Origin of the sequence: Leifsonia sp. T36S-04 (genome assembly GCF_042465655.1) — a bacterium.
Classification (GTDB): domain Bacteria; phylum Actinomycetota; class Actinomycetes; order Actinomycetales; family Microbacteriaceae; genus Leifsonia.
The window spans coordinates 2,187,912-2,211,721 of the sequence record NZ_CP146286.1 but is presented as its reverse complement, the minus strand read 5'-3'; the positions used below and the strand labels follow the sequence as shown (position 1 = coordinate 2,211,721).

The 23,810-nt window shown below is 70.4% G+C and carries 24 protein-coding genes; 9 read left to right on the top strand and 15 right to left on the bottom strand.

Annotated elements, in window-relative coordinates; translation table 11 throughout:
- Positions 1-4 precede the first annotated feature (4 nt).
- The 6 genes from P3F85_RS10780 to P3F85_RS10755 form a co-directional block, all read right to left on the bottom strand.
- Positions 5-1,240: an AI-2E family transporter gene (locus P3F85_RS10780; RefSeq protein WP_374007401.1), complete on the bottom strand. Its 1,236-nt coding sequence runs from the start codon at positions 1,238-1,240 to the stop codon at positions 5-7.
- Between the two features lie 98 nt (positions 1,241-1,338).
- On the bottom strand, positions 1,339-1,824 hold the full coding sequence (locus P3F85_RS10775) for an SHOCT domain-containing protein (protein WP_374007400.1): 486 nt from the start codon (positions 1,822-1,824) through the stop codon (positions 1,339-1,341).
- Between the two features lie 101 nt (positions 1,825-1,925).
- Positions 1,926-2,804 carry an NAD(P)H-hydrate dehydratase gene (locus tag P3F85_RS10770; RefSeq protein WP_374007398.1) on the bottom strand — a complete coding sequence of 293 codons (879 nt, stop codon included), beginning with the start codon at positions 2,802-2,804 and terminating at the stop codon, positions 1,926-1,928.
- Positions 2,797-3,516 (bottom strand): histidine phosphatase family protein, encoded by a 720-nt coding sequence (locus P3F85_RS10765; protein WP_374007396.1) that lies wholly within the window; start codon positions 3,514-3,516, stop codon positions 2,797-2,799. Before P3F85_RS10765 ends, P3F85_RS10770 begins: the two co-directional genes overlap by 8 nt.
- Positions 3,513-4,451, bottom strand: a complete 939-nt coding sequence (locus P3F85_RS10760; RefSeq protein ID WP_374007395.1) for a hypothetical protein — start codon at positions 4,449-4,451, stop codon at positions 3,513-3,515. The genes P3F85_RS10765 and P3F85_RS10760 overlap by 4 nt, the downstream gene beginning before the upstream one ends.
- A gap of 19 nt (positions 4,452-4,470) precedes the next feature.
- On the bottom strand, positions 4,471-5,328 hold the full coding sequence (locus tag P3F85_RS10755) for a helix-turn-helix transcriptional regulator (protein WP_374007393.1): 858 nt from the start codon (positions 5,326-5,328) through the stop codon (positions 4,471-4,473).
- A 101-nt stretch (positions 5,329-5,429) separates the two neighbouring features.
- Here P3F85_RS10755 and P3F85_RS10750 point away from each other — a divergent pair, with 101 nt between their 5' ends.
- Positions 5,430-6,203 (top strand): SDR family oxidoreductase, encoded by a 774-nt coding sequence (locus P3F85_RS10750; RefSeq protein WP_374007391.1) that lies wholly within the window; start codon positions 5,430-5,432, stop codon positions 6,201-6,203.
- Here P3F85_RS10750 and P3F85_RS10745 read toward each other — a convergent pair.
- Positions 6,166-7,272, bottom strand: a complete 1,107-nt coding sequence (locus tag P3F85_RS10745; protein WP_374007390.1) for a DNA glycosylase AlkZ-like family protein — start codon at positions 7,270-7,272, stop codon at positions 6,166-6,168. The two genes, P3F85_RS10750 and P3F85_RS10745, sit on opposite strands and share 38 nt — an antisense overlap.
- A gap of 52 nt (positions 7,273-7,324) precedes the next feature.
- Positions 7,325-8,449 (bottom strand): DUF998 domain-containing protein, encoded by a 1,125-nt coding sequence (locus P3F85_RS10740; protein ID WP_374007388.1) that lies wholly within the window; start codon positions 8,447-8,449, stop codon positions 7,325-7,327.
- Between the two features lie 169 nt (positions 8,450-8,618).
- Here P3F85_RS10740 and P3F85_RS10735 point away from each other — a divergent pair, with 169 nt between their 5' ends.
- Entirely contained in the window at positions 8,619-10,457 is a 1,839-nt protein-coding gene (locus P3F85_RS10735) for a glycoside hydrolase family 15 protein (protein WP_374007387.1), read from the top strand.
- Positions 10,457-11,005 (top strand): hypothetical protein, encoded by a 549-nt coding sequence (locus tag P3F85_RS10730; RefSeq protein ID WP_374007386.1) that lies wholly within the window; start codon positions 10,457-10,459, stop codon positions 11,003-11,005. Before P3F85_RS10735 ends, P3F85_RS10730 begins: the two co-directional genes overlap by 1 nt.
- Before the next feature lie 26 nt (positions 11,006-11,031).
- Here P3F85_RS10730 and P3F85_RS10725 read toward each other — a convergent pair whose 3' ends face one another.
- Complete coding sequence (locus P3F85_RS10725; RefSeq protein ID WP_374007384.1) at positions 11,032-11,745, bottom strand: alpha/beta fold hydrolase; 714 nt, start codon at positions 11,743-11,745, stop codon at positions 11,032-11,034.
- 33 nt (positions 11,746-11,778) lie between these two features.
- Positions 11,779-12,243, bottom strand: coding sequence for a DUF2000 domain-containing protein (locus P3F85_RS10720; protein ID WP_374007382.1), 465 nt, complete (start codon positions 12,241-12,243; stop codon positions 11,779-11,781).
- Between the two features lie 104 nt (positions 12,244-12,347).
- Here P3F85_RS10720 and P3F85_RS10715 point away from each other — a divergent pair, with 104 nt between their 5' ends.
- The 4 genes from P3F85_RS10715 (at position 12,348) to P3F85_RS10700 (ending at position 19,157) form a co-directional block, all read left to right on the top strand.
- On the top strand, positions 12,348-12,803 hold the full coding sequence (locus P3F85_RS10715; protein WP_374007380.1) for an Lrp/AsnC family transcriptional regulator: 456 nt from the start codon (positions 12,348-12,350) through the stop codon (positions 12,801-12,803).
- Positions 12,804-12,857: 54 nt separating this feature from the next.
- Positions 12,858-13,676 carry an aldo/keto reductase gene (locus P3F85_RS10710; RefSeq protein ID WP_374007379.1) on the top strand — a complete coding sequence of 273 codons (819 nt, stop codon included), beginning with the start codon at positions 12,858-12,860 and terminating at the stop codon, positions 13,674-13,676.
- 205 nt (positions 13,677-13,881) lie between these two features.
- Positions 13,882-16,428, top strand: a complete 2,547-nt coding sequence (locus P3F85_RS10705) for an ATP-dependent Clp protease ATP-binding subunit (RefSeq protein ID WP_374007377.1) — start codon at positions 13,882-13,884, stop codon at positions 16,426-16,428.
- Between the two features lie 209 nt (positions 16,429-16,637).
- Positions 16,638-19,157, top strand: coding sequence for a transglycosylase domain-containing protein (locus tag P3F85_RS10700; protein WP_374007375.1), 2,520 nt, complete (start codon positions 16,638-16,640; stop codon positions 19,155-19,157).
- A 3-nt stretch (positions 19,158-19,160) separates the two neighbouring features.
- Here the strand turns inward: P3F85_RS10700 and P3F85_RS10695 are convergent, their stop codons facing one another.
- From P3F85_RS10695 to P3F85_RS10680, 4 genes are all read right to left on the bottom strand, one after another.
- Positions 19,161-20,066 carry a 3-methyladenine DNA glycosylase gene (locus P3F85_RS10695; protein ID WP_374007373.1) on the bottom strand — a complete coding sequence of 302 codons (906 nt, stop codon included), beginning with the start codon at positions 20,064-20,066 and terminating at the stop codon, positions 19,161-19,163.
- Positions 20,063-20,671 carry a cyanamide hydratase gene (locus P3F85_RS10690; RefSeq protein WP_374007371.1) on the bottom strand — a complete coding sequence of 203 codons (609 nt, stop codon included), beginning with the start codon at positions 20,669-20,671 and terminating at the stop codon, positions 20,063-20,065. The genes P3F85_RS10695 and P3F85_RS10690 overlap by 4 nt, the downstream gene beginning before the upstream one ends.
- Positions 20,672-20,779: 108 nt before the next feature.
- Complete coding sequence (locus P3F85_RS10685; protein ID WP_374007370.1) at positions 20,780-21,811, bottom strand: zinc-dependent alcohol dehydrogenase family protein; 1,032 nt, start codon at positions 21,809-21,811, stop codon at positions 20,780-20,782.
- Positions 21,808-22,236: a (deoxy)nucleoside triphosphate pyrophosphohydrolase gene (locus P3F85_RS10680; RefSeq protein WP_374007369.1), complete on the bottom strand. Its 429-nt coding sequence runs from the start codon at positions 22,234-22,236 to the stop codon at positions 21,808-21,810. Before P3F85_RS10680 ends, P3F85_RS10685 begins: the two co-directional genes overlap by 4 nt.
- Positions 22,237-22,289: 53 nt before the next feature.
- Between P3F85_RS10680 and P3F85_RS10675 the strand changes: the two genes are divergently transcribed.
- On the top strand, positions 22,290-22,982 hold the full coding sequence (locus P3F85_RS10675) for a DUF1345 domain-containing protein (RefSeq protein WP_374007367.1): 693 nt from the start codon (positions 22,290-22,292) through the stop codon (positions 22,980-22,982).
- A gap of 10 nt (positions 22,983-22,992) precedes the next feature.
- Here P3F85_RS10675 and P3F85_RS10670 read toward each other — a convergent pair whose 3' ends face one another.
- Entirely contained in the window at positions 22,993-23,292 is a 300-nt protein-coding gene (locus P3F85_RS10670; protein ID WP_374007365.1) for a DUF1905 domain-containing protein, read from the bottom strand.
- 63 nt (positions 23,293-23,355) lie between these two features.
- On the opposite strand from P3F85_RS10670, the gene P3F85_RS10665 reads away from it, so the two are divergent.
- Entirely contained in the window at positions 23,356-23,745 is a 390-nt protein-coding gene (locus P3F85_RS10665; protein WP_374007363.1) for a hypothetical protein, read from the top strand.
- Positions 23,746-23,810: the final 65 nt, after the last annotated feature.

Here is a 23,810-nt window from a genome sequence, read left to right as displayed (position 1 = left end):
GGCGCTACCCGCGGTTCGTGTGGCCGTGCTCCTGCCGCCGCTCTTCGCGCCGCGCGCTCGATTCCTCTTTCATCAGTTCGCGGGTGCGGGCCAGATCGCCGATGATCGGGCGCCACAGCCGCGCGCGCGGATCGGAGTCGATGAGGATCGCCCGGAACAGCAGGGTGAGGGGGATGGCGAGGATGGCGCCGATCGGCCCGAGCACGACCGCCCAGAACAGAACGGAGAAGAAGGTGAGCGTCTGGCTCAGCGCCACCGCGTTTCCGACCACCTTCGGCTGCACCACCGATTGCACGACGGCATTGATGATCCCGTAGATGACGATGATCGCGAGCACCGTGCCCCAGCCGCCGGTGAGATAGCCGAAGACGACCGGTGGCACCAAGGCGAAGAAGTAGCCGACGTTCGGGATGAAGCTGCACAGGAAGGACAGGATCCCCCACAGGAGGGCGGCCGGCACGCCGAGTGCCCACAGCAGGAGGCCGTTGAGGACGCCCTGCACGATCCCGAGCAGCGTCGTGACCACCATGTACCGGCGGACCGAGTGGGCGTATCCATTCATCGCGAACACCAGGTTGGGACGCGTGGGCTGCAGCTGCCGGAGCAGGGAGGGCGTGTACGCCGCATCGGCGGGCATCAGGATGAGCATGGTCAGCACGATCACGAGCAGTGCGACGAGGCCGACGGCGTTGCCGAGCAGACCGGTGAAGAAGTTGAGCATCGTGCCGGGATTGAAGCCGGCCTTGATCTGCTGGACCTGCTGCGCGCCCAGTCCGATGCTCTGCAGCCAGGACGTGATGTGATCGCCCAGCTGCTGCAGCTGCGGCTTGTACTGAGGCAGCATTCCGACGAACTGGGCGAGCGCGATCCAGAGCAGGCCGATGAATCCCGCGAGGAGCGCGAACACCGTCAGCCCGACGGCGCCCGTCGCCAGCCCCTGCGGCGTGCCGTGGCGCTCGAGCCAGACACGCACCGGCTGGGCGCAGATGGTCAGGACGAGCGCGAGGAACGTCGGGGCGAAGATGCCGCTGATGGCTCCGAGGCCGAAGGAGACCACCACGACGGCGGCGAGTCCGAGGAGGATCCGGAGGCCGCGGCCGATACCGCCGGGCGCGGCGAGCTCGGTGTCGGGGTCGGCGGGACCGGCGGGCGCTGCCGGGCGCTGGCGACGGCGGAACGGCCACCGTCTGGCCGGCGGCGCGGACGGCGCCGGTGCCGGTGCCGGTTCAGCCTCGCTCATGTCCGCATCCCTCTCTCACACTGACCTGACCGGCCGCCAGGAGCCGGACCCGGCCGCAGCCGCCACCCGGGGGCGACGGCTGCGGTTGCCGGGTCTTCTCAGACCGTCGGAGCCGGCGGCGGCGGTGTGGCCGGACCGGCCGCGGCGGGCGGCGCTGTGGGGGCGGTCCCGCCGCCGGGTGCGGCCGCCGGGGCGGTGTGCCCGGACAGAGCGTGCGCCTTCAGATGCGCGAACTCGTCCGGTGTGATGGCTCCGCTGTCGAGCAGGGCCTTCGCCTTGGAGATCTCGTCGGCCGGGCTCGATGCCGCGACCTGGCGGATGTAATCGTCGGTGGCGGACTGCATCTGCCGGGCTTCCTTCTGGTTGCGCTCCGCCATGCCGGGGCCGCGCGCGATCAGGTAGACCAGCGCTGTGAGGAAGGGCACGAAGATCAGGAAGATGATCCACACCGCCTTCCACCAGCCGTTCAGCTTGTGATCACGGAACAGGTCGCTGATGATCGCGAACAGTGCGAAGAGATACGCCACGAAGGCGAAGCTCCAGAAGAACAGCCAGACGACACTCCAGAAGTTGCTCCAGTCCATGTGTGACTCCCCTCTCCACTCCAGCCCGATGTCTGGACGTGCGGTGAGAGTAACGCGACGCGCGTTCGCACGGCTAGACGCAACTTTTTCCGCGCCGGCCGTCAGCTCAGCGCATCGAGTTCCGCGGTCAGCCGGTCGACGATCTCGGAGGCCAGGAACCCGAGGCGCCCGACGCTGCCGGAGAGGGTGCGACCGGCAGCGGCGTGCAGGTAGGTGCCCCAGACGGCGGCCTGCAGCGGTTCCGCACCGCGCGCAGCAAGACCGGTGATCGCCCCGGCAAGAGCGTCGCCGCTTCCCGAGGTGCCGAGACCGGTGTCGCCGTCGCCGACGTTCAGCAGGCGCCCGTCCGGTGCGGCGATCCGGCCGAAACAGGTGACGACGGCGCGGTAGCGGTGGGCGAGTTCGCGGGTGTCCGCATCCAGGTCGTCCGCTTCGCGTCCGAGCAGCCGCGAGGCCTCCTCGGTGTTCGGCGTCAGGATGCGCGGCCCCCCGCCTGCCAGGCGCGGTCGCCCGGCCAGGGCCCCCAGGGCGAACGCGTCGAGCACGAGGACCGTCTCCGGCCCGACGGCGCGGGCGATCCGGGTCAGCATCCTGGCCGTCTCGCCGGCGTCGTCGAGTCCTGGCCCGACCAGCACGGCGTCCGCGCAGGCCAGGTCGCCCGCAGCCTCGCGGATGCCTGTGCCGCGAAGGCTGCCGGCCGACGTCTCCGGCAGCGGGACGACTCCCGACTCCGGGAGCGCGACGGCCAGCTGAGCCGCGACGGATGCGCCGATCGCCAGCGTCAGGCGCCCCGCGCCGACGCGCAGCGCTGCCCGGCCGGCGAGCATGGCGGCGCCGGGGGAGCGCAGGGCTCCGCCGACGACCAGCACCTCGCCTCGCGATCGCTTCGATCCGGACGGCTCGGGCAGCGGCCACGCTCGCAGCAGCTCAGGCGTGACTTGCTCTGCGGGGGTGTTCACCGCATCCCGTCGCTCACGCATCGGCCCGCGCCTCGCCCACGTGCTCGGTCGCCGGGATCCCGGCGGCAGTGAGGTGCGTGTCGTCGGCGAAGGCGCGCAGCTGCCACGCCGTGCCGTCGAACGCGAGCTCGGTCACCGACGCGTTCGAGACCGGATGGGTCAGCAGGTGATCGGCGAGCTCGGCCTCCGACATGCGGAGCAGCACGTACAAGAACAGGCTGACGACGGCGTCGTGGGCGAAGACGACCACCACGCCGTCCTCCGGCGCCGTCGGCAGCGCGTCGCGCAAGAGCGAGCGCAGGCGCAGCGCGACGTCGGTCCACGCCTCGCCTCCCGGCGGACGGTAGTAGAACTTGCCGGACCAGCGGCGGCGCTCCGCCTCCAGCGGAAGCCTGCGCTCGACGCCGGTCGCGGTCAGCCGATCGAGGATGCCGAGCTCGCGGTCGCGCAGGCGCTCGTCCAGGTGGAGCGGCACCTGCTCCCCGAGCGCGAGACGTGCGGTCTGGATGGCGCGGCGGTAGGGCGAGCTGTACACGATGGCGTCGGCAGGAAGGACCTGGCGCAGCCGCGAGCCCAGCGCCCCCGCCTGCAGCTCGCCGAGAGGGGAGAGGGTGACGTCGGCATCGCGAGCCTCAACGGCGATCACGTCGGCGCCGGCCGCCTCCGCGGCCGCCGCGGCGACGTTCGCCGTGCTCTCGCCGTGGCGGATGAGGAGCAGGGTTCGAGCGGTCATGCCGAGGACTGTACGCCCGCCCAGTCGAGCACACGGAGCGCCCGGAGCGTGTTCCACCGGCTCGGTTCGCCGACCGTCTCGAACCGGACCGCCGGTCGCCCGGCGAGCAGGGCGTCGAGCGTCCAGCGCCCGTCGGGCCGGCGCTTCGAGCGCACCAGCTCGACGGCCTCCGCAGCCCGATCGTCGTACGCGACGCCCGACGCGCGGAGGTGGTCGAGCCCGCGCAGGACGTCGTAGTGCCAGTAGTACGGGAACCGGAAGTCCAGCCACGCCTCGTCGATCAGTTCGCCTGTGCTCTTGCGACGCAGCAGACTGCGCTCCAGCAGATACTCCTGCCCGCGCTGGAGTGCATCCGCGACGTCGGTGGAACCTCCCGCATCCCTGTAGGCGGCCAGAGCCTCGACCACGCAGATCGTGCTGTGGAACGACCCGGGATCGCTCCGGCTCTCGGCGTAGCAGTTCCAGCCGCCATCGTCCTGCTGGAGCTCGAGCAGTTTGCCGAGGATGACCTCCGTGGCGTGCCCGTACGGTGCCGCCGCGGTGAGCACCCTCCCGTTGATGCAGGCCTCCACCTCGCCGTCGAAGAAGGGGCTGTGGCCCCACTCCTCGCCCCAGTCCACCCCAGCGGCGGTGCGATCGAGCGCTGCCCGGGTCCGTTCCCCGGTTGCGCCCAGCTGGGCCAGGAGCAGGACGACGGTGTCGGTCGCGTCGCGATCCTCGGGCTTCCACACCGTGCCGCCCCACGTGCCCTCGGGGTCCTGCAGCGCCACGAGCTGCGCACCCCAGCCCTCCCGCTCGACGCGAGCACGTTCGGCTGCGACCTCCTCCGGGGGTGCGCCGAGCAGGTCGCGCAGTGTCTGCCAGCGGATGGCCGGGTCGCCCTCCAGCAGCCAGGCGATGGTGGGATCGTTCCGGTTCGCTGTCGCCGCGGTCATGCGGACAGGGTACTGACCTTCAGTCGGTCGGTGCAGTGGTGGCGAAGGATTGGGTGCCGAGGACCGAGAGCAGGGCAAGCTTCTCGGCCGCCTCGGTGCGTGGCGGCGCGGTCAGCACGAGCAGGCACTGCGACTGGTCCTCGGTGAACAGCACCTGGCAGTCCAGCTCGATGGCACCCAGTTCGGGATGGAGGAGGGTCTTGTGGTCCTCGAAGCGGCGCGCGACCTCGTGCCGTTCCCACAGCTCGGCGAACTCGGGGCTCTCGGCGAGGAGTGCGCGCACCAGTTCACCGGCGCGCGACCGCGGGCCCATGGCGCCGTAGGCGTCCCGGAGCCCGGCGACCTGCGCCCGGCTCTGACGCGCGCGATCGGCGTCGGGATACTGGGCTCGCGCCGTCTCCGGGTCCATGAACCAGCGGTAGATCTCGCTGCGGGCGAGGCCGGTGTAGCCGGAGCGATCCCCGAGCAGCGCCACCGCCATCCGGTTCTGCATCAGGGTCTCGCCGAGGTTCGAGAGCACGAGCGCCGGTGTGTCGTCCAGGCGGTCCAGGACGCGCTGCAGCGCGGGCCGGACGTGTCCGCCGCCGGAGAGCCGGTCGGGCGTGTTGTGACCGGCGACCCGGTACAGGTAGTCCCGTTCGTCCGCCGTCAGCCGTAGCGCGCGCGCCAGCGCGGAGAGCATCTGGTCGCTCGGCTGCGGGCCCCGACGCTGCTCCAGTCTCGTGTAGTAGTCCGTCGACATGGCGGCGAGCAGGGCCACCTCCTCGCGCCGCAGCCCGGGGGCGCGGCGACGTGCGCCCGGCGGGAGACCGACATCCTCGGGTCGCAGCGCCTCGCGATGCCGGCGCAGGAAGTCGGCGAGTGCGGCACGGTCCATACCTCCATGATGGACGCCGTCGCGCACCTGGACCAGGGATCGCGGATCCCTGGATGACCGCTCCACTTCCTCCGCCTCCACGGACGCTCGACAGTGGAGGCATGGACATCACAGGAAACACCGTCTTCATCCCCGGCGCCACGAGCGGCATCGGACTCGCCCTCGCCGTCGCGCTGCACGATCACGGCAACACCGTCATCGTCGGTGGCCGGCGGACCGAGCTCCTCGAGCGGATCGCCGCCGAGCACCCCGGGATCGACACGGTCCGGATCGACACTGCAGACGCCGCGAGCATCCGTGACGCGGCCGCCGAGGTGCTCGCCGCGCATCCCGACCTCAACGTCCTCGTCGCCATGGCCGGCATCATGCGGGTCGAGGACTGGCACACGCCGGCCGGCTTCCTCGACTCGGCCGAGCAGGTCGTCGCGACCAACGTGCTCGGCCCGATCCGTCTCATCGCCGCGTTCGTGGAGCACCTGCAGGGTCGCCCCGACTCCACCATCGTCACCGTGTCGTCCGGTCTCGCGTTCGCCCCGCTGAAGGCCACACCCAGTTACAACGCGAGCAAGGCCGCCATCCACATGCTCAGCGAGAGCCTCCGGCTGCAGCTGGCCGACACATCGGTGAAGATCGTCGAACTGGAGCCGCCGGCCGTGCGCACCGGACTGCTGCCCGGACAGGAGGAGAGCGAGTTCGCCATGCCCCTCGACGAGTTCGTGGCCGAGGTGGTGGATCTCATCCAGACCCACCCGGACGCCGATGAACTGCAGGTCGAGCGGGTGAAATTCCTCCGTTACGGCGAAGCGCGCGGCGACTACGACCAGGTGGTCGCGGTGCTCAACGCGTCCGATCCCCACGGGAAGGACGCTGCGTAGCAACTCCCAGCCAGGCGGCCAGGTCGACGATCGCACTGTCGACGGCATCCCGGGTGGTCGTGTCGAGCGGGAGGTCCTCGTGCACGGCATCCACCCGGAGCACCCCGGCCTTCCGATCGACGGTCGCGTCGAGCTTCCCGACCAGCCGGTCCTCGTGGAGGATCGGCAGCGCGAAGTAGCCCCAGCGTCGCTTCGCAGCCGGCTTGTACATCTCCAGCAGGTACTCGAAGCCGAACAGCTCCTGCGTCCGGACGCGGTCGTGGATCAGCCGATCGAACGGCGACAGCAACGCCGTCCGCCCGGCGAAGGGCAACCCGAGCGCGTCGGGATCGACCCGCCACTCCCGCTCGCTGCCGTCGACCCGGGCCGCCACGCCCGCCCTGCCCACGAGCTGCGGCCGCGCGATGCCGAGGGCGCGCAGCCGCCGCTCGTCCCGCCGCGGTGCCGCCTCCGCCTCCGGGACGACCTCGAGGCCTGCCGGGTACACCCGCTCGGCCAGATCCCACGTCCGCTGCCGGCCGATGCGCCCCGAAACCGCCACGTCGCCTCGGCCCTGGAGCAGTTCCAGCATGTGGGTGACGTTCTTCTCATGCGTCCACCCGGTTGACTGCCAGGGCACCTGGGCGGTGTCCGGGATGTCCTTCGACAGCAGCGGTCCGGCGTCGCGCAGGCGATCGAGTACGTCGGCGCGGAAGCGGGGGTTCGCCTCGAGCCACGCCTTCCAGCCCGCGTGGACGGGTCCGGACCGCATGCGGTCGAGGTTCAGCGCGAGGTCGGAGACGGGGCGGACCATGGCGAACGGAGGCTGCACCGGGTCGTCCTGCGCCTTGAGCTCGTACAGCGTCCTGTCAGGCTCGATCGCCCGCTGCAGCTGCTCCGGCCGGTACGACGGTCCCAGCCGGCCGTAGGCGATGAGGTCGGCGCTCGGTGCGATGGCGGCGGTCGGGTCGAGCTGGAGGAACGTGAGGTGCTCGACGAGCGGGACCACACCCTCCGGCTGTCGGGCATCGAGCAGTTGCGCGCGGACGGCGATCCGCCGGGCTTCGTCGCGATCGAGGACGATCTCCATACGCCGACGCTACCGGGCCCCGCCGACACAGCGCCGGAGCACCGCGGTGCGGTCAGGCGCGGGCGGCCGCCCCGCTCACACGGAGGAAGACCGTGACCCACGCGAACACGATGACGCCCGCGATCAGCTCGGTGGCCGTGAGGACGTAGTAGCCGGTCACGAAGAACACGGCGGCCACCACGATCACCCCGAACGAAACGTACCCGAAGACGAAGAACGCGGGCGGTGCCTGCGGGAGGGCGGGACGCACCCAGAACACGAGCAGCGCGAAGGCGATGAGCATCCCGACAGCGGAGACGTTGTGCAGGATCTGCGACACATCCAGCGGGAACAGCCCGACACCCGCCAGCAGCACTCCGATCAGGATGAGACACACCCGAACCCGCAGAGTGGCCGACCGCAGCGGCCCTTCCAGCCCGGTGAGGTCCGTCGCGTACCGCGCGATCGCGGCCATCATCAGACCCGCCACGATCAGCGTCAGGTTGAAGGTCAGCGACGAGAAGCTGTTCGTCATGCCGAGCGCGCTCAGGTGGAACTGCCACCAGTGCGGGTCGGGGGCGCTCAACGTCGCGACCAGGATTCCGACGACGGCGAAGACGGCCAGCACCGTCGACAGCCGCATCAGATCCATCCGGATCGCCGACAGGAACACCGCGTAGGCCGTCACTCCGGCCGCCGCCCCCGCCAGTGCGGTCGCCGACACGGCGTACACGGTCGCGCCCGCGAAACCGTCGGCGAGCACCGCTCCGAGGAGCAGCCACCCGAACAGCGCGATCATCCCGTGCGCGACGGCGATCACCGCCGTGTCGAACACCGATATGGCCGGGGACTTCTCGCGCGCACTGCCCGGCTGCCGGTCGGGTGTCCCGCCGAACGGACTGAGCCGTTCGCGGTGCCACAACCGGCCGACGACGTACGCGGCCACCGCGAGTACCCCCGCCGTCAAGGCGGTGAACTGCGAGACCGAACCCGGACCGGCGATGGGGAGCGACCGGCCCCAGAAGAACGGCAGGGACACGATCGCCGCGACGACCAGCGCCGCCGCGCCGACCACGATCGCCGCGCCCTCGAGGTCGAGCGCTGCGGCCCGCGCTCCGATGCGCGCGGTGCTCCTCCGCCGGACCCCCGCCGCCGGACCGGGATCGCCTCCACCGGAAACCTTCGCATCGCCGGCCATCGGGGCCCCCTTCGTGTCGGCTGAATGATGCCTCCGCTCCCGCTCCTCCGGCTAGACCTCAGTGCTCCGCCCGCCCTCTTCCCGCCCGGACGGCCGCCGGGATAGCATGCGCGCGAGCAGGGGTGGCAGCGGCGCGGCAGCAGTCGGGCAGCAGGCGAAAGGGGCGGGCATGGCCGGAGAATCGCGTGAGAGTCCCCCCTTCCCCGAGATCGACGATCACGGCATGATCGGCGACCTTCAGACCGTCGCGCTGGTCTCCACCGAGGGCAGCATCGACTGGTTCTGCGCGCCGAGATTCGATTCCCCCTCTCTGTTCGCGTCCCTGCTCGACCGTGAGAAGGGCGGCTACTTCCGCATCCACGCGCTGGGCGACGGGATGCGGGTCAAGCAGATGTACTTCCCCCATACGGCAGTGCTGATCACCCGGTTCATGTCGGTGGACGGCGTCGGCGAAGTGATCGACTTCATGCCGGTGGCGGACGAGCCGACCGTCCCGACGGCGAGCAGGACCATCGTGCGCGTCATCCGGGTGGTGCGCGGCGAACTCACCTTCCGGCTGGAGTGCCGGCCCCGCTTCGACTACGGCCGCAGGGCGCACACCGCGACGGAGACCGGCCACGGCGTGCTGTTCGACGACGGAGAGAACCGTGCGGCGCTCCACGGTGCCGGAACGGACGTTCTCGACGGGCAGGACGTCGACACGACCGTCACGCTCTCAGCGGGCCAGCGCCGGCTCGTGTCGTTCGAGACCGAACCGACGGGCGATCCTCGGGGCCTCGGGCAGGCACGAGGCTCCCGGCTGTTCCGCGACACCGTCGCGTTCTGGCGCAATTGGCTGTCCCGCAGCACCTACTCCGGACGTTGGCGCGAAGCCGTCGACCGGTCCGCCATGGTGCTCAAGCTCCTCCAGTACGCGCCCACCGGCGCGCTCGTGGCCGCCCCGACGGCCGCTCTGCCGGAGCAGCTGGGCGGCGTCCGGAACTGGGATTACCGCTACACGTGGATCCGCGACGCCTCGTTCTCCGTCTTCTCACTGATCGCGCTCGGCTACACGGACGAGGCCATAGCGTTCGAGCTGTGGGTCGGCGACCGGGTGCTGGAGCAGGTGGGGGAGTCGTCCGGGCCGCTGAAGATCATGTACCGGATCGACGGCTCCTCCGACCTGGAGGAGATCGTCCTCGACCACTTCGAGGGCTACGCGGGCTCCCGCCCGGTCCACATCGGCAACGGTGCGGCGGATCAGCTCCAGCTCGACATCTACGGGGAGGCGATGCAGGCGCTCGCCGCCGGCGAGCAGTTCCGGCCGATCGGCAATCCGGGGTGGGCGAAGCTCCGTGGCATCCTCGACTGGCTGGCCGACAACTGGGACCAGCCGGATGAAGGGGTCTGGGAGACGCGGGGCGGGCGGAAGGACTTCACGTACGGCCGCATCATGTGCTGGGTCGCCTTCGACAGGGGCCTCCGCATCGCCAGGGAGCGCGGGCTGCCTGCGCCGCTCGAACGGTGGACGAAGGAGCGCGACGCCATCTACGAGCAGGTGTTCACGAAGTGCTGGAACCCCGAGCGGAAGGCCTTCACGCAGTACCCGGGCACGGATGTGGTGGACGCGATCACCTTGCTGATGCCGCGAGTGGGGATGATCGCGCCGCAAGACCCGATGTGGCTGTCGACCCTGGATGCGATCGGCGAGGAGCTCGTCACGGACAGCCTGGTGTACCGCTACAACCCCGCCGCGTCGCCCGACGGGCTGCCCGGCGAGGAGGGCACCTTCTCGTTGTGCTCCTTCTTCTACGTGATGGCGCTGACCGACGCCGGACGGCTGGAGGAGGCGGAGTACGCGTTCGAGAAGATGCTGACGTACGGCAACCACCTCGGTCTGTACGCGGAGGAGATCGACCCGTCCGGTCTGCAATTGGGGAACTTCCCGCAGGCGTTCACGCACCTGGCGCTGATCCGGGCGGCCATCGACCTGGATGCCGCTCTGGCGGGCCGGCGGGCCCGCTTCTGATGGAGCTCAACGAGTCGGGGAGCCCTCCCGTCGGCCGCGACTCGCCCGTCCAGCGCGGGCTGTGGCGGCACTGGGGCTCGCCGGCGGCGATCTACGGGACGATCGTCTACGCGAGCGTCGTGGCGGCGGCCTCCGGCGCTCACGACGATCAGGAGTCGGCCGTGCGCCTGCTCGTCTTCAGCGTGGTCAGCATCCTGGTGTTCTGGCTCGCGCACGTGTACTCGACGGCCCTCGGCTTCCATGGGGACGCCGGCCGGGTGGGGGCCCGCGTGCGCGACTCGCTCCGCTTCGCGCTCGGCGAGTCGGGCGGGATGCTGGAGGCGGCGATCGTCCCCAGCGTGCCCCTGCTGCTCGCCGCGCTCGGGATACTGCCGGCCGATTTCGGCGTCGCTCTGGCGCTGTGGCTCGCCGTCCTCATGCTGGCGCTGCTGGGCTACTCCGTCTTCCACACGCGCGGGCGTCCCGTACTGGTGTGCCTGGTCGGCGCTGTCGTGACGGGCTCGTTCGGGATCGTCGTCATCCTGCTGAAGAGCGCGCTGCAGCACTGAAGACCTCGAGTACGGGCACTGCGGGGTCAGTGCTCGGCGGCCTCCACCAACAACGCGCCCAGCTCGGCGGGACGGGTGAACATCGGCCAGTGTCCTGTCGGCAGCTCCACCACCTCCAGGCTCTCCAGCCGGCCCACCTCCGCGAGCACGGGTGAGCCGCTGTCGACCCACGACCGGAGGTCGGCCGGTGTGAACTCGCAGGCGACGATCGTCGCAGGCACCGCTCTCCGGCGCAGGTCGTCGGTGAGCTCGATCGGTGTGGTCGGAATGGCTCCCGGCTCGGGGACGGCGGCGCGCCGGAACGCGTCGCGCTGCTCGTCGGTGAGGTCGATCAGGTCGGCGTCTTCGAAGTCCTCCCAGTCGAGGAGCTCGATCTCCCCGTCGGCCGGGGTCAGATCGGAGGCGATGATGCCGCCGGGGCCGAGCGGCCAGGAGTCGACGTAGACCGTCCGCGCGATCCGCTCCGGACGCAGGCCGGTCGCCGCGTAGGCGAGGGGTCCGCCGCCCGAGTGGCCGACCAGCACCACATCCCGTGCATCGTGATCGCCGATCTCGTCGACTGTGCGGACGATCGCATCCACCTGATCGGCCACCGAGATGGCACCGCGGTCGGTCGCCCGCGCGTCAAGCCCGGGCAGGGTGAGCGGATGCGCGTGGTGCCCTGATCGCTCGATGACGGGCGTCACCTCCTGCCACGCGTCGGCGCCGAGCCAGAATCCGGGAACGAGCACGATCTCCATGCGCCGACGGTAGCGCAGGGGTCCGACATCGGGTCAGAGCAGTGCGAGCTTTCCGGCGATGCGGTCGACGCGGTTGCGCGGGCCGACGATGCTGACCGCGTAATAGGGCAGCGCGTCGGAGGCAGCGCCCTCGACGGTCTCCCGGTACTCGTCGTAGACGCGCGTCAGCTGAGCGGCCGCAGGCATGTCGGCGACGAAGACGTCCGCTGAGGCGTCGGCCTTCGCCCGGATGACGGCGAGCTGCTCGCCCGGCGCCCGCAGCACGGAGCATCCCGCCCAGGGGAGGCCCGGATGCGTGCTTCCGTCGGCGTCCACTGCTGCGGGGCCGAGCAGTCCTCCGACCTGCGTTGCGGTGGCCGCGGCCGCGCAGATGGCGGCGTTGGCCGCGATCCCGGCCGGAAGCGACTCGTCCACGACGACCACCCATTTCAGCCGCGCCGACCGGGTGGGGGCGGCCGTGTCCACTTCATGCGGCAGGAAGCCGACGGTGCTGGTCATCGAGTGATCCTCTCGTTCGGTGCAGACGGCATGAATGTACACAAGTCACCGAACGGTCGCTTCAACATCGAACTTCGTTCGGCAGATCGGCTATTCTGCGCACTATGGACGAACTCGACCGCGCGATTCTCCGCGAACTCCAGTCGGATGCACGGCGCAGCAACCGGGACATCGCCGCCGCCGTCGGCGTCTCACCCAGCACCGCGCTCGAGCGCACACGCGCCCTGCGGCGGCGGGGCATCATCCGGGGCGCCGAACTCGAGATCGACCTCGGCGCCATCGGGCGCCCGGTGCAGGCGCTCATCGCGGTGCGCATCCGGCCGCCGTCGCGTCCGGTCATCGAAGGCTTCCGGGACTGGGTGGCGGCGCTGCCCGAGACGCTCGGCGTCTTCGTGACGAGCGGGAACGAGGACTTCATCATCCACGTGGCCGTCGCCGACAACGAGAGCCTCTACGCCTTCGTGATCGACCGGCTCACGCAGCGGCGCGAGATCGCCGACGTCCGCACCTCGGTCGTGTACGAGCACCTGCGGAACCGGAGTCCCGAGCCGGTGAACTGATCCGCGCGGCGGGGCTACCATGTGCGGCACCGCATCCTTTCGAGAGGAACCTCCATGCCCGCACTCACCGACACCTTCACGCTCTCCAACGGCGTCGCCATCCCCAAGATCGGATTCGGGACGTGGCAGATCCCCGACGGCTCGGAGACCTACGACTCCGTGCGCACGGCCCTCGACGCCGGCTACCGCCACATCGACACAGCCCGCGCCTACGGCAACGAGGCGAGCGTCGGACGCGCGGTGCGCGACAGTGGCATCCCGCGCGACGAGATCTTCATCACCACCAAGTGCCCCGCCGAAGTGAAGGATGCGGACGGCGCACGTCACGCGTTCGAGCGCTCCACCGAGCTGCTGGGGCTCGGCGCGATCGACCTCTACCTCATCCACGCGCCGTGGCCGTGGAACGCGATCGGCAGCGACCACCGCGCAGGCAACATCGAGGTGTGGAAGGTCTTCGAGGAGCTGTACGAGGCCGGGCGTACACGCTCGATCGGTGTCAGCAACTTCACCGTCGCCGACCTGGAGTCGCTGATCGACGCGACGGAGGTGTTTCCGCACGCGAACCAGATCCGCTGGTTCGTCGGGAACACCCAGCCGGAGACGACCGCGTTCTGCCAGGAGCGCGACATCCTCGTAGAGGGGTACTCGCCGCTCGCGACCGGCCGCCTGCTGGAGAACCAGGACATCGCCGAGATCGCCGCGAAGTACGGCAAGTCGGTCGCGCAGGTCAGCATCCGGTACCTGCTGCAGAAGGACATCCTGCCGCTCCCGAAGTCGACCACCCCCGAGCGGATCCGCGAGAACGCGGACGTCGACTTCGAGCTGTCGCCCGAGGATGTGGCCGCGCTCGACGCCCTGGACGCGGGGGAGTAGCCGCCGCGCTTCGGTCGGAGATCCGCCGGCTATCGAAGGAGATTCGGCCGGCCACCGGTCGAATCTCCTTCGAGACTGCCAATCGAAGGAGATATGGAGGCGATTCTCCTTCGATACGGTCCGGTAACCGCCGCCGGGAATATCCTTCCCTCTCCTGCGTTGGACTTGAGTGCATAAGGCTCAACTTTCAGAAACAGGAGAATACGTGCCTGAGAACTTCACTCCCGACGGTGACGGCAACAACTCGTTCGACGAGTTCCTTGCGCGCTACCTCGCGGGCGAGCGCGCGCGCAACGCCCGCTCGATCGACATCAGCCGCTTCCTCAGCCGCCGCACCCAGGAGATCCTCGCCGAGGCGGGACGCTTCGCCCTGGAGCACGGCCACAGCGAGCTGGACGCCCTGCACGTCCTTCGCGTGATGGCCGAGCAGGAGCCGGCCGCGGACGCCATGCGCCGCATCGGCGTCGACCCGTCGCGGGTCGCGCAGGCCGCCGAGTCGCGCCTGCCCGCCTCCAGCGACGTGATCCGCGCCGACGGCGCGTCCATCACCGGTGCGCTGCAGCGCGCGCTCTTCCACGCGTACCAGGTCGCCCAGGCGTCCGGTTCGACGTACATCGACCCCGAGCACGTCTTCTTCGCGCTCGTCATCGGCCGCGACGCCCCCGCGGGCCGCGTCCTGCAGGCCGCGGGCGTGACTCCCGAGGCGCTGAGCGACGCGCTGGGCGACCGGGCGACGGTGGATGCGGGCAACCCGGGCGATGCCGCGTCGGCCGACGGCGCATCCACGACCCCCATGCTCGACCAGTTCGGCACCGACCTGACCGCCCTCGCGCGCGACGGCAAGCTGGACCCCGTCATCGGCCGGCTCGACGAGATCGAGCAGACCGTCGAGATCCTCTCGCGCCGCACCAAGAACAACCCGGTGCTGGTGGGTGAGGCGGGCGTCGGCAAGACCGCGATCGTCGAGGGCCTCGCCCGTGCGATCGTCGCGGGCGACGTCCCCGAGCAGCTGCAGGAGAAGCGGGTCGTCTCGCTCGACCTCGCAGCCATGGTCGCGGGCACCCGGTACCGCGGTGACTTCGAAGAGCGCCTCACCACCCTCATGGATGAGATCAGCGCGGGCACCGAGGAGCTGATCGTCTTCATCGACGAGCTGCACACGGTCGTCGGCGCCGGAGGCTCCGGCGAGTCCGGCGGAATGGACGCGGGCAACATCCTCAAGCCGCGCCTCGCCCGGGGCGACCTGCACCTGGTCGGCGCGACCACCCTCAAGGAGTACCGCCGGATCGAGAAGGACCCCGCGCTGGAGCGCCGCTTCCAGCCGGTGACCGTCGGCGAGCCGTCGGTGGACGACGCGGTGCTCATCCTGGACGGGCTCCGTCCTGCCTACGAGGAGCACCACGGCGTGCGCTACACCGAGGACGCGATCCGCGCCGCGGTCGAGCTCTCCGACCGCTACATCTCCGACCGCTTCCTGCCCGACAAGGCCATCGACCTGATCGACCAGGCCGGCGCGCGCCTGCGCCTGTCCCTCGGCAAGCGCGTGGACACGTCCGCCCTCATGGAGCGCCTGGCCACCCTGGAGTCCGAGAAGAACTCCGCGGTCGCGGGCGAGCACTACGAGGACGCGTCGCGCCTGCGCGACGAGATCGAGTCCGTGCAGCGCTCGCTGGACGAGCTCGCGTCCGCTCCCCGGGTGGACGCCGTGGTCGGCGAGCCGGAGATCGCGTCCATCGTGTCGCGTTCGACGGGCATCCCGGTGTCCCGCGTCGGCGAGGCCGACCGTGAGCGCCTGGCGCGGCTCGAGTCGGAGCTGCACGAGCGCGTGATCGGCCAGCACGACGCGGTCGTGTCGGTCGCGAAGGCCGTCCGGCGGAACCGCACGGGTCTCGGCGACGAGAACCGTCCGGTCGGCAGCTTCCTGTTCCTCGGCCCGACGGGCGTGGGGAAGACCGAGCTGGCGAAGTCGCTCGCGGCGTCGCTGTTCGGCAGCGAGAAGGCCATGCTGCGCTTCGACATGAGCGAGTTCGGCGAGCGCCACACCGTCGCCCGCCTGGTCGGCGCCCCTCCCGGATACGTCGGCTACGACGAGGCCGGTCAGCTGACCGAGCGCGTGCGCCGCAACCCGTACTCGGTGGTGCTGTTCGATGAGATCGAGAAGGCGCACCCGGACGTGTTCAACCTGCTGCTGCAGGTGCTCGACGACGGTCGCCTGACCGACGGCCAGGGCCGCACGGTCGACTTCCGCAACACGGTGGTCATCATGACCTCGAACCTCGGTTCGGAGTTCCTGGCCTCGCGTTCCGGTGCGCTCGGCTTCGTGCCGGCCGGCTCGGACGGCTTCTCGTCCGAGAAGGACATCCGCGACCGGGTCATGGGGAAGCTGCGCGAGGCGATGCGCCCCGAGTTCCTGAACCGGATCGACGAGATCGTGCTGTTCCGCAAGCTGGACGCCGAGCAGCTGCGCGACATCGTGCGTCTCCTGTTGAACGCGACCTCCTCCCGGCTGGCCGCGCGTGACATCGCCTTCGAGGCGACGGATGCGGCGGTCGCCTGGGTCGCGGACGCCGGCTACGAGCCGGAGTACGGAGCACGCCCGCTCCGCCGTGTCATCCAGCGCGAGGTCGACGACCGCATCGCCGAACTCATGGTGAGCGGCGAGCTCGCCGAGGGCGGCCGCGTGATCGTGGACGCCGACGCCGGCGAGCTGCGGGTCACCGCAGCCACCGCAGCGCTCCCGCTCGCGGCGTAACCCGCCGCGTCCACCCCACAAGGCGCCGGCCCTCTCCAGGGCCGGCGCCTTTCGCGCATCCAGGGGACGCAACACGCCGTTATCGCCGCGCCATAACGGCGTGTTGCGTCCCATGGATGCCCACGCAATGTGCGCATCCTGAACGTCTCCATAGCGACGCACACGCAACCCCCTGGAGTCGCCCAGAAAGTCCTGGTTGCCTGGAGGGCGTGTCCGCCACCGATCGACCCCGCACTCCTTCGCGCCTGGCCGCTCTCGATGAGCGGCTGGAGCCTGTCAAGCGTTTCGAGCTGAAGCCCGCCCGCACGCGCGGCGGCCTGATCGCACAGTTCCTCGGGCTGGCGCTCGTCGCCGCCGTGCTCAGTTCACTGCTCGTGCTGCCCGGCTTCCTGGGGGCCGGTGCTGCTGCTGCCGCCGGGGCCAACGACTTCAACGCGCTCCCCGCCGACCTCAACATCCAGCAGTTCGCCCAGAACTCGACCGTCTACGCCAAGCAGGGCGGTCAGGATGTCCCGATCGCGACGTTCTTCGCACAGAACCGGCAGGACGTGTCCTGGGACCAGATCGCGCAGACGGTGAAGGATGCGACGGTCTCGGCCGAGGACCCGCGGTTCTACTCCGAGGGCGCAGTCGATATCTGGGGCACGCTCCGCGGTGCCGTCTCCACCGTGGCCGGCGGCGACGTTCAGGGCGGCTCCTCGATCACGCAGCAGTACGTCAAGAACGTCGAGGTCGAGAAGTGCGAGGCGCTCACCAGCCAGAAGAAGGTCGACGCCTGCTACGCGGACGCGGCGGGCGTCACGCTGCAGCGCAAGGTGCAGGAGATGCGCTACGCCGTCCAGGTGGAGAAGGCGTACAGCAAGAAGGACATCCTGACCGGCTACCTCAATGTCGTCGGTTTCGGCGGTCAGGTGTACGGCGTGCAGGCCGCAGCGCAGTACTACTTCAACTCGACGGCCGCGAAGCTCGACCTGGCGCAGGCGGCGACGCTGGCGGCCATCCTGAACAACCCGGCCAACCTCCGCATCGACCAGCCGGACAACAAGGACAACGGCGCCGCGAACGGGTACGCGCTCACCAAGGAGCGGCGCGACTATGTGCTCGATCGCATGTACATCACGCACACGATCACGAAGCAGCAGCGGGACGCGGCTAAGGCCACGCCCATCCAGCCGGCGATCACGCCGACGGCCCAGGGATGCGCGGCCGCGCAGAAGGTCAACGCCGCGTTCTTCTGCGACTACGTCCGGGATGTGATCCTCACCGACCCGGCGTACGGCGCGACCTCCGATGCCCGCCTCCAGACGCTCAACCGCGGCGGCCTGAAGATCTACACCACGCTCAACCTCGACCTGCAGCAGGTGGCGCAGGCGTCGCTGAGCAAGTACATCCCCGGGTCGCGTCCCGGCATCGACCTCGGCGCGTCCAACGTCGCGCTCGAACTGGGGACGGGACGCATCGTCACGATGGTGCAGAACCGGGCCTTCAACAACACCGACACTCCCGTCGACGGAACGACCGCGGTGAACTACAACACCGACGAGGACTACGGCGGCTCGCAGGGCTTCCAGACCGGGTCCACGTTCAAGGCGTTCGATCTCGCCGCGTGGCTGGAGTCGGGCCACAGCCTGTACGAGACGGTCAACGCGTCTCAGCACCTGTTCCCGACGTCCGACTTCACCAATTCCTGCGCCGATATCAACGGACCCGCGTGGCCGGTCACCAACGACGAGGGGTCCGCGAGCCGGCTGTCGGTCATGGCGGCGACGGCGGAATCCGTCAACACGGCGTTCGCCGAGATGGGCACGAAGGTCGACCTCTGCTCCATCCTGGACGCGGCCAAGGGGCTGGGCGTGCATCCCGCGTCGAAGAGCAACCCGCTGGTCTCGACGCCGTCGATGATCCTCGGCGTGAACTACATCTCGCCGCTGACCATGGCGACGGCCTACGCGGGAATCGCCAACAACGGCACCGTGTGCACCCCGATCGCGATCGACCGGGTCGTGAACGCCGACGGCACCGACCACAAGGTCGGCGCGACCACCTGCACGCAGGGGCTCAAGCCCGACATCGCGGCCGGTGTGACGTACGCGCTGCAGGGCGTCATCAAGGGCGGCGGAACGGCCGCGAGCGCCAACCCGTACGACGGCGTCCCGATCATGGCGAAGACCGGCACCACCGACAATTCGCTCGAGAACTGGCTCATCACCTCCACGTCGAAGGTTGCGACGGCGACGTGGGTGGGCAACGTCTCCGGCTCCACGCCGCTGCGCTCGCTCTCGTTCGGGGGCGTCGGCGGGGGAAACGTGAAGTTCTCGATCGCGAAGCCCATCCTGAAGGCGCTGAATGCGGCGTACGGCGGAAGCGCGTTCACCAAGCCCACGAGCGCAGTGCTCTACGGCAACCAGATCACGATGCCCGATGTCACGGGCAAGGCGCCGGATGTGGCCCAGAAGCTGCTCGACGGCCTGGGGCTGGACGTGACGATCGACCCGACGCCGGTCGACAGCGACCAGCCCGCAGGGACGATCGCGGCGAGCGACCCGGCTGCCGGGGCGACGCTGGAGGACGGCGATTCCATCACGCTCACGGTGAGCAACGGACAGAAGGCGCCCGCCACATCGAGCCCCGGCGGCAACCAGGGCGGTTCGACGCCGTCGCCGACGGGCAAGAACGGCAACGGCGGCAACGACAACGGCGGTGGCAAGGGCAAGGGCAACGGCGGCTGATGCTCAGGCCGCCGGCTCACCTTCGGGCGACCACGCGCTGAGGATGCGCGACCGCAACGCGTTGGACCGCTCCGCGAACACGCGCTGCCGTCGCACGTACTCGGCCTTGCCCTCCGGCGTCTCGATGGCGACCGGTTCTGCTCCCCACGGCCGCATGTCGTACGGCGACGCCTGCATGTCGAGCAGCCGGATGTCGCGGGCCAGCTCGAACGCGTCGAGGAGGAGCTCTCCGGGCACCAGGGGCCCGAGCTTCATGGCCCATTTGTAGACATCCATCCCGGCGTGCAGGCAGCCGGGCTGTTCGAGCTCGGGCTGCGTCTCGCGGGTGGGCTGGTAGCGGTTCCGCGGGACGGCGTCCGGGGTGAAGAAGCGGAACGCGTCGATGTGGGTGCAGCGCAGTTCGTGGGTCTCGACGACCGCGTCGGTCGCGTCCCGGCCGAGCCGCAGCGGAACAGGATGGCGGTGCTCGTCCTGCCGGTAGACCATCGCCCATTCGTGCAGGCCGAAACAGCCGAAGCGTCCGGGCCGGGAGGCCGTCAGGCGCAGGATGCGCTCGACGGTACGCAGCAGCGGCGCCTTCTCCTGTTCCAGCGCGGCACGATCGACGATCAGGGAGCCGGGTGCCGACCCGGGCGCGTACCAGCGCCAGGTCGCACGCGCATCCCGTGCGGCATCCTCCAGCTCGACGCCCGGCCCCGGATGCCAGCGCCGCAGCTGCGCGGGGGAGTACGAGTAGTACGCGAACAGGAAATCCCACACCGGGTGCTTCTCGCCGCGGGCGGCCCGCTCGCGGTGGCCGGCGGTGAGCGCGTCGGCCCGCTCGGCGTGCGCGCGCTCGCGGGCTCGCCAGTCGGCGGCCGGCAGGGCGGCGGCCGGCAGGACGGCGGGCTCGGGAGGGGCGACGATCACCCTTCGAGGATACGTTCCAGCGGGTTGTCGCGGAGCTTCCGCTGCACGCCGCCGTCCACCAGCCGGCGCGCCGACGTGGTCGGTTTGCGCTCGGCCTGGTCGGCCACGCACCCGCCGAACTCGGCGGCCAGGTCGAGCCGCGGGTAGGCGGTGAGCACCTCGCGGCGGAACTCCAGCGGGAGGTCGTCCGCTCGGGCACCCGAGATGTCGAGTGCGGTGGCGATTTCGAGCAGGTGGCCCTCCACATCCATCGCGGGGTCGACCTCGGGCCAGTTGTGCCGCACGATCACCTCGTGCGCCCGGACGCGGCGCCCGGCGGGCCAGCCGGCACCCGCGGTGAGGGCGATTGCGACGTGCCCGGCCGCATCCTCGTAGGCGAGAGTGTGGTTGTCGAACTCGGGGGTGATGCCGAGATCGTGGAGCAGCGCGGAGACGAAGAGCAGCTCATGATCGGGCTCGAATCCCCGCAGCGCGGCGAACCCCTCCGCCCACAGCCAGGAGCGCTGCACGTGGTTCAGCAGCGACGGCGAGTGGTAGTCCGCCGCGATCTCCTCGGCCGCGCGGGCGGCGGCGGTGTCGGGTCGGGAGTAGTCGGCGATGCGCATGTGCTCATCCTGCCTCAGCCGGCGGAAACCACCGTGGCGAGTGGCGACATGTTGTCGCGATTCGGCGAGCGAAAGGGCAGCGACTCACCGCTCGCGGCCGGGCCTGCCTCAGCCGGCGGGATGCAGCACGGCGATGCCGGTGGGAGGCGCGGAGTCCGCCGTGGCGAGCAGTCGCGCGGCCTCGGCGAAGCCGACGGCACGGGTCACCAGCTGCTGGGGGCGCAACGTCCCGGCGGCAACGAGGTCGAGCATCGCGGGGTAGTCGGCCGCGGCCATGCCGTGACTGCCGAGCACGTCCAGCTCCCACCCGATGACGCGGTCGAGCGGCAGGTCCGGAACGGACGCGGCCAGCAGCCCGACCTGCACGTGGCGGCCGCGTCGCCGCAGCGAGCGGACTCCGGCGCTCGCCGTCTCGGGCGAACCGACCGCGTCGATTGCGGCGTGGGCGCCGCCGTCCGTCGCATCGTGGATGCGGTCCGGCGCATCGGCACTCGCGAGCACGGTTCGCTCAGCGCCGAGTCGGGCGGCGAGTTCGAGGGCCGCGGGGGACCGGTCGACCGCGATCACGCGCGCACCCAGGGACGCCGCGATCATCACCGCGCTGAGGCCGACTCCGCCTGCGCCGTACACGGCGAGCCACTCGCCCGGCTGGATGCGCGCACGCGCCGTCACCGCCCGGAAGGCTGTCGCGAACCGGCAGCCGAGCGCCGCCGCCGCATCGGCCTCCAGCCCGTCGGGGAGCCGGACGAGGTTCGTGTCGGCGGCGGTCACGGCGACGAGCTCGGCGTGCGATCCCCAGTGGGTGAAGCCCGGCTGCGTCTGCCGCGGGCAGACCTGTGCTGCCCCGGCCCGGCACCACTCGCACTCGCCGCAGCCGTTCACGAACGGCGCGGTCACCCGGTCGCCCGGCCGCCAGTTCGTGACGCCGGCCCCCACCTCCTCGACGACCCCCGCGAACTCGTGCCCGGGCACGTGCGGGAGCACAACCGTGTCGTCGTGCCCGACCCAGGCGTGCCAGTCGCTGCGGCAGAGGCCGGAGGCCTCGACGCGAATGACCGCTCCGCCCGCAGGCACCGCCGGGTCGGGCAGCTCCGCGACCTCCACCGGGCCGCCGAACCGCTCGTAGTACAGGGCTTTCACACGTCCTCCTCGATCATGGCGGCGCGCGCGGTCAGCATCGTCACGGCGGGCACGTCGGCCTCCGCCCAGTCCAGCCGGGAAAGCTGCCCGAGCGGCAGCCACCGCAACTCGTCGTGGTCGGTGCTCGCCATCGGTGCGGGGCCGTCCAGCCGGCAGTCGTAGCAGGCGAGGTCGATCGCGCGACCGTCCGCGCGATCCGTCACCGTCCGGTCGAGCAGCCCGCCGACCCGGATACGAACACCGAGCTCCTCGCGGATCTCCCGCTCCAGCGCCGACTCGGGCGACTCGCCCGCCTCGACCTTGCCGCCCGGGAACTCCCAGCACCCGGCGGCGTCCTTGTCCGGAGCACGCCGGCACGCCAGCACGCGCGCATCCCCGCCTCCGCCCTCGCGGATGACGGCGGCGACGACGAGAAGCGGCTGCACCACTCCATCCTGCCCTGCGCCGGGATGCGCGATCGCACCGCTAGCATCCAGATATGTCGCAGAGCGCGCCCGTGAGGCGGCCGATGGTGGTCGTCGGCTTCGCCGCCAGCCTCGTCGCGCAGCTGGCGATGATCGTCGTGGGGGTCTGGTTCCTCCTGCTGTCGGAGGACGACGCCACCTCGCTCCTCCTGCTGGCGTCGTGGTGCGGTATCGGGACGGTCTACCTCATCGTCGTCCTCGTGGCGCTCGGCCGGGCAGCCAAGCGACCCGCGGTTCCGGGAGGACGGCCGGCACGGTGGGAGACCGGACGTGTCGCCCGCCTCGTCTCGATGACCGCGACCATCCTGGCCAGCCTCATCGGCCTGGGAGCCGCGATCCAGGTGCTGGCCCTCCACAACGACCCGCAGATCGGCTCCGCCGCGGACTTCGTGGGCGTCTGGTCGATGCTCCTCGCCTGGGGGTTCCTGCACTGGGGCTTCGCGCAGATCTACTACCAGCGCTACTACTCTGCGGCCGAGCCGATGCTGCGCTTCCCGCATCCCGAGAACGCGCCGCCGGCGGATCCCCGTTTCGTCGACTTCGTCTACTTCGCCTTCACCCTCGGGACGACGTTCGCCGCCTCGGACGTGGAGGTACTGAGCACGCGCCTGCGCTGGACGATCGTCTGGCACTCGGTGCTCAGCTACTTCTTCAACGGCCTCATCATCGTGCTCGCCCTGAACACGATCATGTCGGGGGCAAAGTAGCGGCGAGACGTCAGAGCAGCGTCTCGACGCCGATCCGCACGCGGTCGCCCAGTTCGACGCCTTCCGCTCTGCGCACCGCGCTCTTGATCGGGACGACGTAGGTGCCGTCCGATTCCGGGAAGATGGACGTCGACCAGCGGGACCCGCCCAGGGTCACGGCCACCTTGACCGAGTCGAAACCGGCGGGTGGATGCGGTTGCAGCCGGATCTCCTCCGACACCTCCAGGGGGAGCCGGGCGAACACCCACAGCTCGCGCCGCGATGCCCAGCGGAACAGCTCTGCCTCGAACTCGTAGCGGTAACCGGCCATATCCGCCAAGCTACCGGGTGAAGCGACCACCGGAGAAGCGACCGGAGAAGGCAAGGGGACGATATGGCGCAACGCCCGGGATCGGTCACACTCGTGGCCGTCCTCACCTACATCAACGGCATCCTGAACATCATCGGCGGCGTGATCATCCTCATCACGCGCGATTCGATGGTGCAGGGCGGGAACTCGTCCGCCCTTGCGGGCATCACGACCGCCGCCATCATCTCCATCATCCTCGGCGTGATCATCGTGATCGTCGCACGGGGCCTGCTGCGCGGCAGCTCCGGAGCCAGGGCGGTCGTCGCGGTCGTGATGATCATCGACATCGTCAACGGCGTGCTGCTGCTGTTCGCCTCGCAGCTGGCGAACGGGATCATCCAGATCCTCTGGGCGCTCCTGATCATGGCGCTCCTGTTCACCCGGCGCGCGAACGCCTACTTCGGGAGCAGCTGAACCGGCCACCTTCGTTCGAAGCGCCGCCCGATCGGACAGAATGGAGGGGCGGCGCCGCGACCGGC